The sequence below is a fragment of the Bordetella sp. H567 genome (genome assembly GCF_001704295.1).
Taxonomy (GTDB): domain Bacteria; phylum Pseudomonadota; class Gammaproteobacteria; order Burkholderiales; family Burkholderiaceae_B; genus Bordetella_C.
On the sequence record NZ_CP012334.1, the window covers coordinates 4545980 to 4561894 of the forward strand.

Annotated in this window: 11 protein-coding genes; 5 read left to right on the forward strand and 6 right to left on the reverse strand. The window is 66.1% G+C overall.

Going from position 1 to position 15915, the window contains the following annotated elements:
* Window positions 1–107: 107 nt before the first annotated feature.
* Window positions 108–887 (forward strand): SGNH/GDSL hydrolase family protein, encoded by a 780-nt coding sequence (locus tag AKI39_RS20415; protein WP_083228955.1) that lies wholly within the window; start codon window positions 108–110, stop codon window positions 885–887.
* Here the strand turns inward: AKI39_RS20415 and opgC are convergent.
* Complete coding sequence (gene opgC, locus AKI39_RS20420; protein WP_083229142.1) at window positions 868–2118, reverse strand: OpgC domain-containing protein; 1251 nt, start codon at window positions 2116–2118, stop codon at window positions 868–870. The two genes, AKI39_RS20415 and opgC, sit on opposite strands and share 20 nt — an antisense overlap.
* 404 nt (window positions 2119–2522) lie before the next feature.
* On the opposite strand from opgC, the gene AKI39_RS20425 reads away from it, so the two are divergent.
* Window positions 2523–4133 (forward strand): EAL domain-containing protein, encoded by a 1611-nt coding sequence (locus AKI39_RS20425; protein ID WP_066640254.1) that lies wholly within the window; start codon window positions 2523–2525, stop codon window positions 4131–4133.
* 79 nt (window positions 4134–4212) lie between these two features.
* On the opposite strand, the gene AKI39_RS20430 is transcribed toward AKI39_RS20425, so the two are convergent.
* Complete coding sequence (locus AKI39_RS20430) at window positions 4213–5616, reverse strand: MFS transporter (protein WP_066640257.1); 1404 nt, start codon at window positions 5614–5616, stop codon at window positions 4213–4215.
* Between the two features lie 149 nt (window positions 5617–5765).
* On the opposite strand from AKI39_RS20430, the gene AKI39_RS26185 reads away from it, so the two are divergent.
* Window positions 5766–6116 carry a DUF378 domain-containing protein gene (locus AKI39_RS26185; protein WP_255364351.1) on the forward strand — a complete coding sequence of 117 codons (351 nt, stop codon included), beginning with the start codon at window positions 5766–5768 and terminating at the stop codon, window positions 6114–6116.
* Between the two features lie 101 nt (window positions 6117–6217).
* Here the strand turns inward: AKI39_RS26185 and AKI39_RS20440 are convergent, their stop codons facing one another.
* The gene (locus AKI39_RS20440) at window positions 6218–7159 is read right to left on the reverse strand and encodes an AEC family transporter (RefSeq protein WP_066640260.1); all 942 of its coding nucleotides are present in this window, start codon (window positions 7157–7159) and stop codon (window positions 6218–6220) included.
* Between the two features lie 173 nt (window positions 7160–7332).
* Here AKI39_RS20440 and AKI39_RS20445 point away from each other — a divergent pair, with 173 nt between their 5' ends.
* Window positions 7333–8211 (forward strand): LysR family transcriptional regulator, encoded by an 879-nt coding sequence (locus AKI39_RS20445; protein WP_066640263.1) that lies wholly within the window; start codon window positions 7333–7335, stop codon window positions 8209–8211.
* A gap of 9 nt (window positions 8212–8220) precedes the next feature.
* A complete protein-coding gene (locus tag AKI39_RS20450) occupies window positions 8221–10071 on the forward strand; it encodes an ABC transporter ATP-binding protein (RefSeq protein WP_274532988.1) in 1851 nt (616 codons plus the stop codon).
* Between the two features lie 532 nt (window positions 10072–10603).
* Here the strand turns inward: AKI39_RS20450 and AKI39_RS20455 are convergent.
* From AKI39_RS20455 to AKI39_RS20465, 3 genes are all read right to left on the reverse strand, one after another.
* Complete coding sequence (locus AKI39_RS20455) at window positions 10604–11854, reverse strand: IS256 family transposase (RefSeq protein ID WP_066631610.1); 1251 nt, start codon at window positions 11852–11854, stop codon at window positions 10604–10606.
* A gap of 1143 nt (window positions 11855–12997) precedes the next feature.
* A complete protein-coding gene (locus tag AKI39_RS20460; protein WP_066640266.1) occupies window positions 12998–14497 on the reverse strand; it encodes a M81 family metallopeptidase in 1500 nt (499 codons plus the stop codon).
* A complete protein-coding gene (locus AKI39_RS20465; RefSeq protein WP_066640269.1) occupies window positions 14494–15756 on the reverse strand; it encodes a Zn-dependent hydrolase in 1263 nt (420 codons plus the stop codon). The genes AKI39_RS20460 and AKI39_RS20465 overlap by 4 nt, the downstream gene beginning before the upstream one ends.
* Window positions 15757–15915: the final 159 nt, after the last annotated feature.

Genomic DNA, 15915 nt, shown 5'->3' on the forward strand with positions numbered 1-15915 from the left:
AAATTCCTCCTAATTGGCAGGTTCAGGGGAACCGCTAATACTTCTTGACGCAGAAAGGCCGCATGATGGCGCTGGATTGTTCCTGACTCCAGACAATAAGTATCCGGATGCATTCACCACGCGGCTTCGCTTTCCTGACCGCGGCCTTCCTGGCCGCCGTGACGCTCGCCAGCAGCCTGCCTGCTGCCTCCGCGCACGCGCAGGCAGCGGCCGCGGGCACCGGATCCACGATTATTGCGGCACCCAAGGGGAATACGGCGCCCGCGGCCGGGACAGCCGTCGCCGTCAGCGCGGCGAACGACCGTTGGGCGGAAAGCCTGGCGGCGTTCGCCGCCGCTGACCAGGCGCATCCGCCGACGCCGGGGGGCGTCCTGTTTGTCGGCAGCTCTTCCATAAGGCTCTGGAACGGCCTGGAAACGGAATTCCAGTCGCTGCCCGTGGTGGTCAAGCGAGGGTTCGGCGGATCGCGCATGCTGGACTGCACGCGCCATCTGCACCAGTTGGTGGAGCCCTACAAGCCCCGCCTGGTGCTGGTCTATGCCGGCGACAACGACCTGGCCGAAGGCCGCACCCCCGAGCAGGTATTGCACGCCTTCACGGCGTTCGTCGATGGCGTACGGGCGACCATGCCCGCCACCCGCATCGCGTATATCTCCATCAAGCCCAGTCCCTCGCGCGCGGCGCTGATGCCGGCGATCCGCCAGACCAACGAGCTGATCCACGCCTACACGCTGAAGACCCGCAACACCGACTTCATCGATGTCTACACGCCGATGCTGGATGCGGCCGGGCACCCGCGTCCGGACCTTTTCCGCGACGACCGGCTACACCTGAACCCGCAAGGCTATGCGCTATGGAAAAAGGTGATTACGGCGCATCTGAATTGAGCCGTGGGGGATGCGCCGCGGGCACGGCGGGCACGATGGGCGCGGGGCCCGGTGCCGTGGCGGTGCGCCGCGTCTTGTTGCCCCCCACCAATCGCGCCACGACATAGAGCGCGAAGACACTGCCGCCAAAGAGCAGCAGGTCCTGCCACAGCGGACGGTCCGGAGACGGTTCGCCCACGATGCTCAATACCATCAGGACAATGACCAGATGGGCGCAAAACACCGACAGCGACGCCCGGCCCATGGTCTCCAGCCAGCGCATGCGCGGCAGGCGCGCCTTTAGCCAACTGCCGAAGTGCATTGCCAACACCACCAGGCAGACGAAGTTCAGCAGGCGCAGAATGCCCAGGTGCCACTTGTCGAACAGGAAGTTGAGCGGATTGCCGTCCGGGAAAGCGCCCAGCCCGGCGATATGGCGCCAGATGAAGAAGGTGACCGCGATCACCGCCGCGCCGACCACCACCGCCGGTGGCATGGGCCGCCGCTGTTCCGGCGGCACACGGGCATGCAAGGAGCCCAGCCACAGGCCGAACACCCACAGCAGCTGCCAGCCGTAAGTCTCGAAGGCGCCTGTTTCGCTGAACGGCACCGGCAGGCCCGTCATGGACACCACGCCGCCGTACAGGAACCGCGACAGTTCGAATTGCGTCGCGAACCACAGCACGCCGCTCAGGATCAGAATGCCCCGCCAGCCGCGCCGCAAGCCGTAGGTCAGCACCCAGGGGCTGGCCAGCATGAAGAGCACGTAGACCGGCAGGATGTCCAGCAAAGGCGGGTTATAGACCAGGCCCAGACTGGAGATGAACGCCGTGACGGGCTGCTGCAGGTAGAACCAGACCAGTTTCTGCACCGCCGGCTGCGGCAGCGTCAGCCCCAACCCCGCGATCACGGTGAACAGGAACAACAGCGACGCCGCCTGGCAGCCGTACACCACCAGCGCGCGCTTCAGGAAAGCGCGCTGCATCGCATGCAGGCCGTAGCGCAGATAGCGCTGGGTATAGACCAGCCCGGCCATATAGGCGGACAGCATCACGAAGCCTTCGGCGGCGGACACGAAACCCAGGGGCTGGCTGGTGGGGATGCCGAAGTTGGTAGGCAGGTGCGTCGACAGCATCAGCACCAGCATGAGCCCGCGCAAGGCGTCCAGCTCCCACAGCCGCGGGCGGGCTGCCGCGGCGGCCGCGGGAGCGGCAGCAAGCGGAATGCGCGACAGGCAGGGGGACGAGGACATGGCCATGCAGCATCGGGGAATGGGGTAAACCCGTAAGAGTACATCACGCTGGGGAAAACCCGTAAGTCTGAAGATTGACACTCATGTGGGCGATACGCACGCCATCGTTGTACCGCTTTGTTTCCCGTTCCGGGGTCAGCGCGCGGCGAGGTTGCATCCCGGAACAAGCATGGGGCCATCATGTGGGCCGGCGCTCCTTCCGCACCGCGCGCCCGCGCCGCATCCCGGAAGCGGACATGGTGGCTGCCGGCCGCGGGCGCCATCCACACACCGGCCATGAGATTGCGAAAATTCCCACAGTTGATCGAATTATCAGTTATTTACATTTTGTCTGGATTCTGCTGACATAGCGCGGCGCCGATGGTCCACTCCGGGTCACGGGCATGGCCCCGAGGAAGTTGCGCGTGCCTACCAGCCTATCGATCCGACGCAGGATCGCCGCCATCTTGGTCACGCTGGCCGCCGCGGCCCTGCCCTTCGTTCTGATCCTGCCCATCGTCGTGCACGAATCGCAGCGGCAACTGGCCGGCGAAGCCAGAGTCACCGCCGCTGTCCTGCGCCGGCAACTGGAGAACATCCTGCTACGCGCGCAGGACGTCACGCAACGGCTGACCCCCAGCCTGCGTCGCCCCTGCGGGGAAGTGCTGAACCTGCTGCGCCAGCTGGGATCCCTGCAGCCCTATTTCCGATCGCTGCTGCTGGTGCGCGACGACATCGTCTACTGCTCGTCCATCTACGGCATGCCCAACACGCCTCTGATCGCGCTGTCGCCGCAGGAGCACGTCCCGCAGGGCATGTATGTGATGCCCGTTGCCGGAACCCTGCTGGTGCCGGACCGGCCCGCCGTGATGGTGTCCCTGGGGTTGCGCGACGGTTACGGCGTCGTGGCCTTTCTGGACGCGCAATACCTGTACGACCTGAAACTGGCCGCCGCCCGTGACGGCGTCTATGACGTCGACATCCTGCTCGGACGGCACGACATGCCGCTGTTGGATGCCGGCGAGCGCCAGCGCGGCGCGCGCATGCCGGAACCCGACACGCAGCAATCGAAATCGGCCATGTTCCCCGTGCAAGTGCGCGTGACGCCCCTGGATGCGCAGCGCGATGCGGTGCGGGCACACGTATGGCGCGGCTATGCGGCTTTCCTGGTGCTGGCCAGCATCCTGTGCGGCTATGGCGCCTACCGCCTGTACGGCTGGCGCGTCTCGATTCCGGGTGAAATCCGCAAAGGGATGCGCCAGCGCCAGTTCCACCTGGTTTACCAGCCCGTCATCGACATGTCGACGGGGCGCATGTCCGGCGTGGAGGCGCTGCTGCGCTGGCGCCACCCCAGGCTGGGCAACGTGCGGCCCGACCTGTTCATTGCCGCCGCCGAGGAACACCACGTCATCGGCGACCTGACCCGCCATATGTTCGAACTGGCGGCCAACGACCTGGCCGAGCTGGACCTGCCGCCCGGCAGCCATCTGGGCGTGAACGTCTCCGGCGCCCACATGGTGTCGGACCGCTTCGTCGCCGATGTCGACGCGCTGTTGTCGCGCGTGCGCCGGCACGACGGCGTCATCCTCGTTCTGGAAGTCACCGAACGCCATCCCTTGCCCGATACGCCGGCGCTGCGGGCACATATGTCCGAGCTGCGCGAACGCGGCGTACGGTGGGCGCTGGACGACTTCGGCACGGGCCACAGGTCGCTGTCCTACCTGCAGAAGCTGCATGCGCATTTCCTGAAGATAGACCGCGCCTTCGTCAGCACCGCCGGCACCGAGGCGGTCGGCAACGTGGTGCTCGACACCATTATCGGCCTGGCGCAGCAGCTGGGCCTGGCCATGATTGCCGAAGGCATCGAAACGGAAACGCAGGAAGCCTATCTGCGCGACAAGGGCGTGCACTTCGCGCAAGGCTATCTGTTCGCGCGGCCCATGCCGCCGCGGGAGCTCGCGGCATGGCGCGCCGCGCGCGACCACGCCGGCCCGCCAGGGACGCCGCAGGTCTTGCCCGCGCCCACGACGGTGTAAGGCCGCCGGCACTCGCCGCGCGATGGAGCCGGGCAAGCACCTGCATCCACCGTCGCTTGCGCGGGCTTGCCGGTGACGGTCAGGCGTTGGAGGACGCGGGACGCTGGCGATACTTCAGCCGCATCACACTGGCGATGGCGGCCGCGCTGGCAAACAAGGCCCCCAGCCACAAGGCCAGGACGGCGCCGCGCTCGGTCGAGGCATGAAAACAGGCGGCCACCATGGCCGCGCCGCTGGACTGCCCGAGCAGGCGTACCGTACCGACCATGCCGCTGGCGCCGCCCGCACGTTCCGGCGGGGCCGCGGTGATGATGGCGCGCACATTGGGAGACTGGAAAAATCCAAAGCCCGCGCCGCACACGGCCAGGCGCCAGCACAGCCCGAACACCGACGGATCGGCCGGCATGGCGGCCAGCAGCGCCATGCCGACAGCCAGCATGGCCATACCGATGCCGGCCAGCATCCCGACGTGCATCCGATCGGACAGATAGCCCGCGATGGGCGCCATCACGGCCACCAGCACCGGCCACGGCGTGATCAGGAAGCCCGTTTCGACCTGCGTGTAGCCCAGCATGTTCTGCAGCATGAAGGGCAGCGAAACGAAGGCCAGCGATTGCGTGGCGAAGGAACAGACCCCCGTGGCCGCCGACAAGGCGAACACCGGCCGGCGCAGCAGGTCCACGGCCAGGAAAGGCGCCGGATGGCCCGCCTGGCGCTTGAGCAGCAGCAACAGGCACATGACGCACAGGACGGCCGCGATGGCAATGGTCTGGGGCGCGGCCAGTTGCGCGCCTTCGTTCAAGCTGAACACCAGCAGCGACAGGAAGCCCGCGCACAACACGGCGCCCACCGTATCGAAACGGCGCTTGGTGCGCGTGGTGACCGGCAGCGCGCGCAGGCAGAAATAGATCGCGATCAGGCCCATCGGCACGTTGATCAGGAAGAGCCAGTGCCACGTGGCCACGGTCAGCACCAGGGACGCGGCAGTCGGGCCGGCGGCGAAGGCCAGCGCGACCATGACCGAATTCAGCCCCACGCCGCGGCCGAGCAGTTTTTCAGGATAGATGAAACGCAGCATCGCCCCGTTCACCGCCATGGTGGCGGCCGCGCCCATGCCCTGCACCACGCGGCCGGCGACCAGCCATTCCAGGGTGGGTGCCATGCCGCAGGCCAGCGAAGCCAGCGTGAACAGCACCAGGCCGAACAGCATGATGCGCCGGTGGCCGACGATCTCGCCCAGCGTGGCGGCGGGCAGCAGGCCCGCCACCATGGACAGCTGATAGGAGCTGATTACCCAGATGGATCGCGCTTCCGAGGCCTGCAAATCGCGGGCGATGGCTGGCAACGCCGTATTCGCGATGGCGGTATCCAGGCTGGCCATGCACACGCCCAGCAGCAGGCCAAGCGCAGCGGCCCAGCGCTGGTTGGCGGGCATGCCCGCGCCGAAGGGATAGGCTTTTTGAACCGCGAAAGAGAGGAACATCCGACACCGAGAGGCAGTTGGAAAGGGTCCGGCCGTGCCGCACGCCCGCTCGCCGGCCCGCGACACCGCCGGGCCGGTAAGGTACAGCCAGGCAAAAGCGGGTAAGGGTGTACTGCTTCGAGGGTGACACTGTCAAACGGCGCCCCCATATGGGCATGGCCTTTGCTGCGGATCATGAAGCGGTCGGGCCGGCCCATCCGGGCGCCACGACCCACGGCCGCATCATCGTCAAGGAGGCCGCCATGGCCCTGAACATGACCCATACCACCTCTGGTAGTACGGCCGTCAGCGTGCTGACGCCCCTGGATTGGATCGCCCTGGTCCTTACCATCATCGGTGGCCTGAACTGGGGGCTGGTCGGCGCATTCAACTTCGATCTGGTGGCCGCCATCTTCGGCGCTGGCTCGGCGATCGCACGACTGATCTATATCGTGGTGGGACTGGCCGCGCTGTATCTCATCTACTTCGCGATCCGGGCCGGTTCGACGACCAGGGTCTGACGGCCCGTTGGCACGCCACGGCACGGTTCGATCTCGCCGACTCAAGCGCTACGTCGCGCGCCTTTCCGTCCGCTGCTGGGTGGGAAGGCGCGCGCGACACATCATGCGGCATGCGGCATCCAGTGCAGCAGCAGCGTCAGCGATACCAGCGATCCCACCGTCGACAACAGGATGGTGCGTGCCGAAACGAAGGCTTCGCGCCGATAGAACTCCGCCAGCATGAACGGGCCGGTGCCCGTGGGCAAGGCCGCCAGCAGCACGGCCATCTGCGCCAGCGGCGCGGGCATCGCAAACACGCGCACCGCCAGCCACCACGTGAGTGCCGGCTGCAACACCAGTTTGCCGGCGGCCAGGGCCAGCGAGGCCCGCGGCGGCTGGGTCGCCGGCTGCCGTTCGGCCAGGAACAAGCCCAGGCAGACCAGGGCGCACGGCGTGGCGGCGGCACCCAGCAGATTCAGGAAGGTATCCGCGCCCGCGGGCAGTTGCAGGCCGGCGAGCGGGACCATCGCGCCCGCCACGGGCGCCACGATCAGGGGGTTGCGCGCCATGCCGAGCAGCACCTTGAGCCCAGCCTTGTGCGGCCGGCGCTCCGTCTGCACGCCCACTTCGATGAGCGCCACGGTGATGGAGAACATGACCATCACCACCAGCAGCGTCGCGATGGTCGTGGGCACCACGCCCTCGTGGCCGAACAGCGCCAGGATCAGCGGAAAGCCGATGAAGGCGGTATTGGCATACGAGGCGGCGATGGCGTCCACACTGGCATCGGCCAGGTGGCGCCCGGCGCGCAGGCGCCATGCCAGCGTCACCAGGAACACGGCCAGGCTGGCCAGGCCGAAGGCCGCCATGAAGGCCGGCTGGTACAGCTGGTCCCAGGAGGCATGCGCCATCAGCTTGAAGAGCAGCGCGGGAAGGGCCAGCCAGACGACGAAGCGGTTCAGCTCGCTGCACGCGGCGGGACCGGCGACGCCGCGCCGGCGCATGATGAAGCCGGCCAGGATAAGGGCGAAGATGGGGAGCAGGATTTGCAGGGTGGAAAGCATGGCGAATAAGCTGGACCGTCAACATCGCGCGGCGGTCTCCGCGCGGCCGTCGCTGCTTGCCCGCGCCGGAATACGCATGCGCGGCGGAGGTCACGACGGTCCGTGCAGCGTAGTGCGCGGCCGCAATACAATCCAATGCTTTATCAAGCCTTGGACAATACCTTTTTCGCATCGTGCTCGACATCAAGCCTTTACGCTATTTCGTCACCCTGGCGGAAACGCGCCATTTCGGCCGCGCCGCCGCGCGCCTGCACCTGTCGCAGCCGCCGCTCAGCCGCCAGCTGGCGGCGCTGGAAGCGGCGCTGGGCGTCAAGCTGCTGGACCGCAATCCGCGCATGGTGTCCTTGACGCCCGCCGGCGAGCGGTTCCTGGCCGACGCCAAGGCCATCCTGGCGGCGCTGGAGCAGGCCGGCCGCAATGCGCAGGCGGCCGCGCGCGGCGACGCCGGTGCCCTGTCCATCGGCTTTACCATGTATGCCGCCTACAGCGTCATCCCTGCCTATGCCAAGGCGTTCGGCGGCGCGTATCCCGACGTGGCGCTGAAACTGCGCGAGGTCGTCTCGCAGGACCTGGCGGCACAGGTCCTGGACGGCCGCGTCGACGCCGCGGTCGTCATGGCCGGCGGGCGGTTCGGCGAACTGTCCAGCCGCGTGGTGTTGCGCGAGCCGCTATGCGTGGCGCTGGCGCGCGGCCACCCGCGCGCACGGGCCCGCGGCGCGATGCGCATCGGCCAACTGGCGGGCGAGCCTTTCGTCATGACCTCCGGCGAAGTCGGCCCCACGCTGCGCGCCAGCATCGTGGCCCATTGCCGCCAGGCGGGTTTCGAACCCATAGTGCGACTGGAAGTACAGTTGCAGCAGACGGTCCTTAACATGGTGGACGAAGGCGTGGGCGTGGCGCTGGTGCCCGCGTCCATGCGCAAGTCGCGCCTGCCCGGCGTGGCGTTCCGGCCGCTGGCCAACGCACCGCAGTCCGAGCTTGTGCTGCTCTGGTCGCCGCGCAACCGCAACCCTTGCCTGTCCAATTTCCTGGCGCTGGCGGCGCCGGCCTAGAGAACCCCGATGCCCATTTCCCGCAACCTGATCTATCGCCGCTTCGAAACCCTGATCGATCCCTTTCGCCCGGCACAGGACGAGCCGCCGCCGGACGATGTCCTGCGCTTCTACCGGCACTATCTGCGCCAGGTACGCGCCGCCCTGCTCTTCCTGTTGCTGGTGGGGCTGGCCGGCGCGCTGATCGACGTGACGCTGTTCCGCTTCCTGGGACGCATCGTCGACCTGGTCAAGGACCAGCCCGTGGCCGCATTCTTCGAAGAACACGGCAAAACGCTGATCGGCATGGCGCTGGTGGTGCTGATGCTGCGCCCCGTCGTGACGGGGCTGCACGACATGCTGGTGCACCAGGCGCTGGCGCCGGGCCTGACCACGCTGGTCCGGTGGCAGAACCATCGCTATGTCGTCAAACAGGGGCTGGGCTTTTTCCACAGCGATTTCGCCGGCCGCATCGCCAACCGGATCCTGCAGACCGGTGTTGCCTTGCGAGAATCGACGCTGCAGGCGGTGGACGCGGTGTGGCATGTGCTGATCTACGCCGGCAGCGCGCTGATCCTGTTCTTCGATGCCGACTGGCGCCTGACGATTCCGTTGATCGTGTGGATCGTCGGCTACATCCTGACGCTGATCCGCTTCGTTCCGCGCGTGAAATCGCGCTCGGCCACGGCATCGGAAGCCAGCTCGAAGCTGATGGGCCGGATCGTCGACGGCTACACCAATATCGGGACGCTGAAGCTGTTCGCGCACAGCCAGCGCGAGGAGCTGTATGCGCGCGAGGCGATGGCCGAGCAGACGCGCAAGGCGCAAATGGCCGCGCGCCTGGTAACGGGAATGGGATTCACGATCGCGATCCTGAACGGCATCCTGATCGCCGGCACACCAGGATTGGCGCTGTGGCTATGGAGCCAGGACCGCATGTCGGTGGGCGATATCGCGCTGGCGACGGGGCTGGCGATGCGGATCGCCGACATGTCAGGCTGGATCATGTGGGTGGTGAACGGCATCTTCGAGAACGTGGGGACGGTGCAGGACGGCATCCGGACGATCGCACGGCCCCGGGTGGTGGCGGACCGCGTGGATGCCAAGCCGCTGCGTGTCACGCATGGACGGATCTGCTTCGAGAACGTGGGATTCGGCTATGGGAAGGGGGGACTGGTATTTACCCGGCTGAATCTGGACGTGGCGCCAGGCGAAAAAATCGGGCTGATCGGCCCGTCCGGCGCGGGAAAGTCGTCGCTGGTCAGCATCCTGCTGCGGCTGTATGACGTGGAGGCGGGCCGGATACTGATCGACGGGCAGGATATCACCAAGGTCTCACAGGAATCGCTGCGCGCGCAGATCGGCGTGGTGACCCAGGATACGTCGCTGCTGCATCGCTCGCTGCGCGAGAACCTGCTGTATGGGCGCCCGGATGCCAGCGAAGAAGCGTTGCTGCATGCGATCCGGCAGGCGCGTGCGGACGAGTTCATCTTCGACCTGACGGACGGGGATGGGCATCGTGGGCTGGACGCCAATGTGGGCGAACGGGGCGTGAAGCTGTCGGGCGGGCAGCGGCAACGGATCGCGATTGCACGGGTGTTGCTCAAGGACGCACCTATTCTGGTGCTGGACGAGGCGACATCGGCGTTGGATTCGGATGTGGAGGCGGCTATCCAGGAAAACCTGGAAACGTTGATGCTGGGGAAGACGGTGATCGCCATCGCGCATCGACTATCGACGATTGCGAAGATGGATCGGTTGGTGGTGATGGAGCAGGGGAATATCGTCGAGATGGGGACCCATGCTGAACTGCTCGCCGTGGATGGGGTGTATGCGAGGTTGTGGCGGCGGCAGACTGGGGGGTTTGTGGGGGTGGAGTGAGTTGCTGGTTGGTTTTCTTATGCCGTCCGTTGTTGGTTTGCTAATGCCGTCCGCCGGGGGTGAGGCCTGCCGGGCCCGGCCCGGAGGAGCCGGTCCGCCGCCTTCGCGGCGGACTTCCGCGTCGTCATCCTCGTACGGCGGCCGAACGTTGTTTGCGTTCTTGTGGCTTTTTTGCCCGGCCGTCCTCCCTTCGGATTCCCTCGCGCGGCTCCTACGGGCCGGACCCGGCAGGCCTCACCCCCGGCGGACTCCGTTGTGCCTTAATCACGGTCGCTGGGGCGGGTGGGTTTCTTGCGCTTCGTGGGTGATGTGAATCAGCCGATCGAAGATCTTGTGTTGCCCGTCGTTTCGGGGCCGCCCAGCGCGGCCCCGAAACGCCTACGCCGCTGCGTCATGCCGCGGTTGTTGGCGTGCGTGGATCGGAGCTGACAAGTGGAAACCGATGCCTGCGCAGGTCGGGGGACTGTCAGGATTTTTGTGTTTGAGGCATTTGAACGTCGTCGTGTTTCTGACTCTCCAGGTTCATGCTACTTCAGTGATATGGGTCGGTGAAGCGTTCTGCATAGATGATGGCAAACTGGTTCATGGCCAACCTCCAGTCGTGCGTGGCGCAGCCCCAGGTGCCCGTGATATTGCGCAGGACTAACCACAATAACTTGGTTGCGGCGTCGTCACTGGGGAAGTGTCCACGGGTCTTTACCGATCGGCGCAATTGCGCATTCAAGCTCTCGATGGCATTGGTGGTGTAGATGATCTTTCGGATCGCCGGGGGAAACGTAAAGAACGGGATCACGCGGTCCCAGGCGCGATGCCAGGTCTGGGCGATGGTCGGATATCTTTGGCCCCAACTGCCTTGCTCGAACACTGCCAGCGCCGCTTGCGCAGCCTCCACGGTCGGTGCGGTGTAGATCGGCCTGAGAGCCGCAGCCACTATCCGGCGCTCCTTCCAGCTCGCATATTCGACGCTACTGCGCATCAGATGCACGATGCACGTTTGCAGTGTGGTGCTTGGAAATACCGCGTTCAGCGCCTGCTCCATTCCCTTTAAGCCGTCGGTGACCGCGATCAGGATATCCAGCGTGCCCCGAGTCTTGAGTTCGTTGAACACCTTCATCCAGAACTTCGATCCCTCGGTCTGCTCGATCCACAGGCCCAGGATGTCACGAGTGCCGTCCGGCAGGATCGCCAGCGCCAGGTACACCGCCTTGTTGCGTACCACGCCATCTTCGCGGATCTTCACCCGCAACGCGTCGAAGAACACCACCGGATACATGGTCTCCAAAGGGCGGTTCTGCCAGGCGATCACCTCTTCCATAACCGCGTCGGTCACCGAACTGATGAACTCGGGCGAGACTTCCGTGCCGTACTGCTCAAGCAGAAAACCTTGGATCTCGCGCACCGTCATCCCCCGGGCGTACATGGCGATGATCTTGTCATCAAATCCCGTAAATCGACGCTTGTGCTTGGGAATCAGGATCGGCGCAAAACTGCCTTGCCGGTCCCGGGGAATGTCCACGCGGAGCGGCCCATCGTCGGTTATCACCGTCTTGCCACTGGTGCCGTTGCGATGGTTAGTGCTGCCTTCGGGCGGGTCCGTGCCGGCGCCATAGCCCAGGTGCTGGCCCATTTCCGCGCCCAGCGCCCGTTCGATCAGGGCCTTCTTGAACGCCATCGAAAGGTCCTGCACCGACTCCGGCGTCATCGGACCTTTGACGAACTCATCCATCAGATTTGCAGGAATCGATGGCAATTCCCTCGGAGGTGCCTTTTGCTTGGTAGCCATAATGTGCTCCTCTGGAGCAGCTATGTTAGGCCTCAAACACAAAATTTATGACACTCCCCAGGTCGGATCATCGCTGGCGCTGCCCGCCTTAGCCGATGAAAGATCTCACCACGCCCGTCGCTTCGAGGCCGCCCAGCGCGGCCCCGAATCGCCTACGCCGTTGCGTCATGCCACGGTCGTCGGCATGCGTGGATCGGGGTAGGCAAGTGGAAGCCGATGCCCGCGAAAAGCGGATCACCGCTGGCGCTGCCCGCCTCAGCCGATGAAAGATCTCACCATGCCCGTCGCTTCGAGGCCGCCCAGCGCGGCCCCGAATCGCCTACGCCGTTACGTCATGCCGCGATCGCCGACATGCGTGGATCGGGGTGGACAGGTGGAATCCGATGCCTGCGCAGGTCGGATCATCGCTAGCGCTGCCATCCCAGCCGGTGAAGGGTCTTGCCATGCCCGTCGCTTTGATGCCGGAGCGCGGCCCTGAATCGCCTAGGCCGTTGTGCCATGTCTCGGATGCACACGATCGGCATATGCCGCAACCGCGTAGGCGCTTGTGGGCCGCGCTGGGCGGCCCACAAGCAACGGGCATCGCAAAATCTTCCCTCGGCAGGACCCCGGGCAACTTCAGCCACCAACGGCCATCCGCCAGCATGGCATTCCACTTGTCATCTCGGAACCACGCACGCCAACAACCGCGGCATGACGCAATGGCGTAAGTCGGATCAGGGCCGCGCTGGGCGGACCTGATCCGACCGGCAACACAAGATCTTCGATCGGCTAATCACATCACCAACGAAGCGCAAGAAACCCACCCGCCCCAGCGACCGTGATTAAGGCATAACGGAGTCCGTCGGGGGTGAGGCCTGCCGGGCCCGGCCCGTAGGAGCCGCGCGAGGGAATCCGAAGGGAGGACGGCCGGGCAAAAAAGCCGCAAGTACCCAAACGACGTTCGGCCGCCGTACGAGGATGACGACGCGGGAGTCCGCCGCGAAGGCGGCGGACCGGCTCCTCCGGGCCGGGCCCGGCAGGCCTCACCCCCGGCGGACGGCATCGGCAAACTAACCACCGACAGCAACCCCGCACGGCAACAGAACACCACCCACACAGGCGCCCATCACACCTCAATAGCAATACACCACCCAATAACACTCAAGAAACCCCACCCCCAACATCAAACCCCGCCTCTTCAAGCGGATACAAAGGCCGACTCCGCTTAACGTAAGGAAAAATCGAATAATCCGACGTCGTGACGCCAGGGCTGTCGCATTCGACCAAGCCGTCGGATATCGGCACGAACACCGGCCGGCAATACATCCGCGACTTCAGCAGCAGAAAACGCGCTCGCCGAGGATCCTGCCCCACGCTTTCGAACACCGCCAGATCCCAGGGCTCATGCGTTTGCTCGGATACCACCACGCGCGCATCTCCCAGATCCAGCACCGCCGTGCGCCCCATCCCCACGCGCATTCCGGTATAGGTTGGCCCCGTGATCACATACTCGCCATCGGTGATGGCCAGCACCGTACCCGTCGCCTGCATCGGCCGCGCATGGATACCCAGGAAAGCCAGCGAGCGCTTGTTCCCCAGGGGCAAGGTCACGCGGGCACCTACACCTGCCCCCGCCATGCGCGCCACCGCCTCCGGGTCGCAGATGATTCCCGCCAGGATGTCCTTCATCCCACGCGCCAAGGCCGCCTCCAGCACGGCGGTCGTATCGCAGGTTCCGCCGGAATTGCAGTTGTCCCCGTGATCCAGGAGCAGGATGGGCCGCCGCGCATCCTGCGCCATCACCTGCGCGCGAGCCAGCGAATCCGCCAGCGGTTCGCTGCGATACACGAAGCCATCGCGCTGCGCCCAGATGCCCGCGGCAATCCGTTCCGCCGCGGCTTCCGCCAATTCTCGATCTCCATCCGCCACCACCACCACGCTGATGCAAGGGTGGGGAATGTCGGCCAGGCCGAAACCCGCCAGCACCGACGCCGCGGCAATGCCGTGGGCTTCCTCTTCCCGCGCCGCGCGCACCGCGTCGCGCATCGCGCCGGTGTCCGTCGCCGACCGCAGCGTATGCGTCATCAGCGGTGGACGGCGCCAGGCCATCACGGGATGGAATTCACCCGCGATCATGCGCCACAGCAGCCGCCCGGCATGCTCGCCGGTTTCGTACATATCGACGTGGGGATACGTCTTGAAGCTGACCATCACATCGGCGTTTTCCACCATCCGCGCCGTCACATTGCCGTGCAGGTCCAGCGCCACGGCGATCGGTACGCCCGGCGCCGCCGCGCGCACGCGGGCCAGCAGGTCGCCTTCCCCGTCGTCGCTGTTCTGCGCCACCATGGCGCCATGCAGGTCCAGGAAAATCGCGTCGCAGCCGGGCACGTCCGCCAGGATGCGTGCGCACATCTCGTCGTAGGCATCGGCATGCACCGGCCCGCTCGGATAGGCCCAGGCCGACAACGGTGTCACCATCTGCGCGCCATGTGCTTTGGCCAGGTCGATGAAGGCCCCCATGGCCGTGCGGGCGCCTTCGTTCTCGCGGCGGGCGTCCGCGCCATGGGCAGGGCCGTTGCGGCCGAACGCGGACAGGGGCGTGGGGACCGGCGAAAACGTATTCGTCTCGTGATTCATCCGCGCGATCAGCACTTTCATGCGGCGACCTCCCGTGCGGCGACACCCGCGGTTTGCAGCACCGCGCGCAGCAACACGTTGCAGCCCGCTTCCAGGTGTTCGGGGCGGGCGTCCTCGATCTCGTTATGGCTGATACCGTCCTTGCATGGCACGAAAATCATCGCCGTGGGCGCCACGCGGGCCAGGTAGACGGCATCGTGACCGGCGCCGCTGACGATGTCCATGAAGGACAGCCCCAGCGCCCGCGCGCTGCCTTCCAATGCCGCGATCAGCGTGGCATCGAAAGGTTGCGGCGGAAAGTACACGACTTCGCGGACATCCACGGTAACGCCCGGCCGTGCGGCGCAATACGCGCGCAGGGCCTGCGCCATGGCGGTCAGCGTGGCGTCGTCCGCGGCGCGCAGGTCCACCGTCAGTTGTACGCGGCCGGGAATGACGTTGCGCGAGTTCGGATAGGTATCCAGGCAGCCGACCGTGCCCCGCGCGTGCGGCGCGTGCGCCAGGGCGATGCGGTTCACCTCCTTGACGATGTCGGCCGCGGCCAGCAGCGCGTCCTGGCGCAGCGCCATGGGCGTCGGGCCCGCGTGGGCCTCCATGCCCGTGACGGTGATGTCGAACCAGCGCTGCCCCAGCGCGCCGCGCACCAGCCCGATCGTCTTGCCGGTGGCTTCCAGGATGGGGCCCTGCTCGATGTGCGCCTCGAAATAGGCCGCCACCGCGCGCCCGCCGACGGCTTGCGCGCCGTCGTAGCCGATCGTCTTCAGGGCCTCGTCCACGCTGATGCCGTCGCGATCGCGTTGTTCCAGCGCATGGGCCAGGGTGAAGGCCCCGGCGAAGACACCGGAGCCCATCATGACCGGAACGAAACGGGAACCTTCCTCGTTGGTCCACACGACGACTTCCACCGGGGCTTCCGTGGCGATGCCGTGCGCATGCAGGGTGCGCAGCACCTCGATGCCGGCAAGCACGCCGTAATTGCCGTCGAATTTTCCGCCCGTGGGCTGGGTATCGATATGACTGCCCGTCATGACGGGCGGCAGATCGTCGCGGCGGCCGGCGCGCCGCATGAAGATATTGCCGATGGCATCGATGCGCACGGTGCAGCCCAGTTCGCGTGCCCATTGCACGACCAGGTCGCGGCCCTGGCGGTCGAGATCGGTCAACGCCAGGCGGCGTACCCCGCCCTTGTCAGTCGCGCCGATTCGAGCGAGCGTCATCAGCGATTCCCACAGGCGCGCGCCGTCGATGCGCGGGAGAGACGGGATTTCAGATTCGGACATGTCGGTTTCCCATAGAGAGATAATGCGTTGCGCCAAGGCGTGGGCCTGGGGCCGCCGGAATCGACTTCGACGGGCCGTGGCGCACACGCGCGCCACGATGCACCGGCGCGGCAGGTGGCTCCGTGATGTACCGGCGCCACATGCGGCGCGGCAATGCAC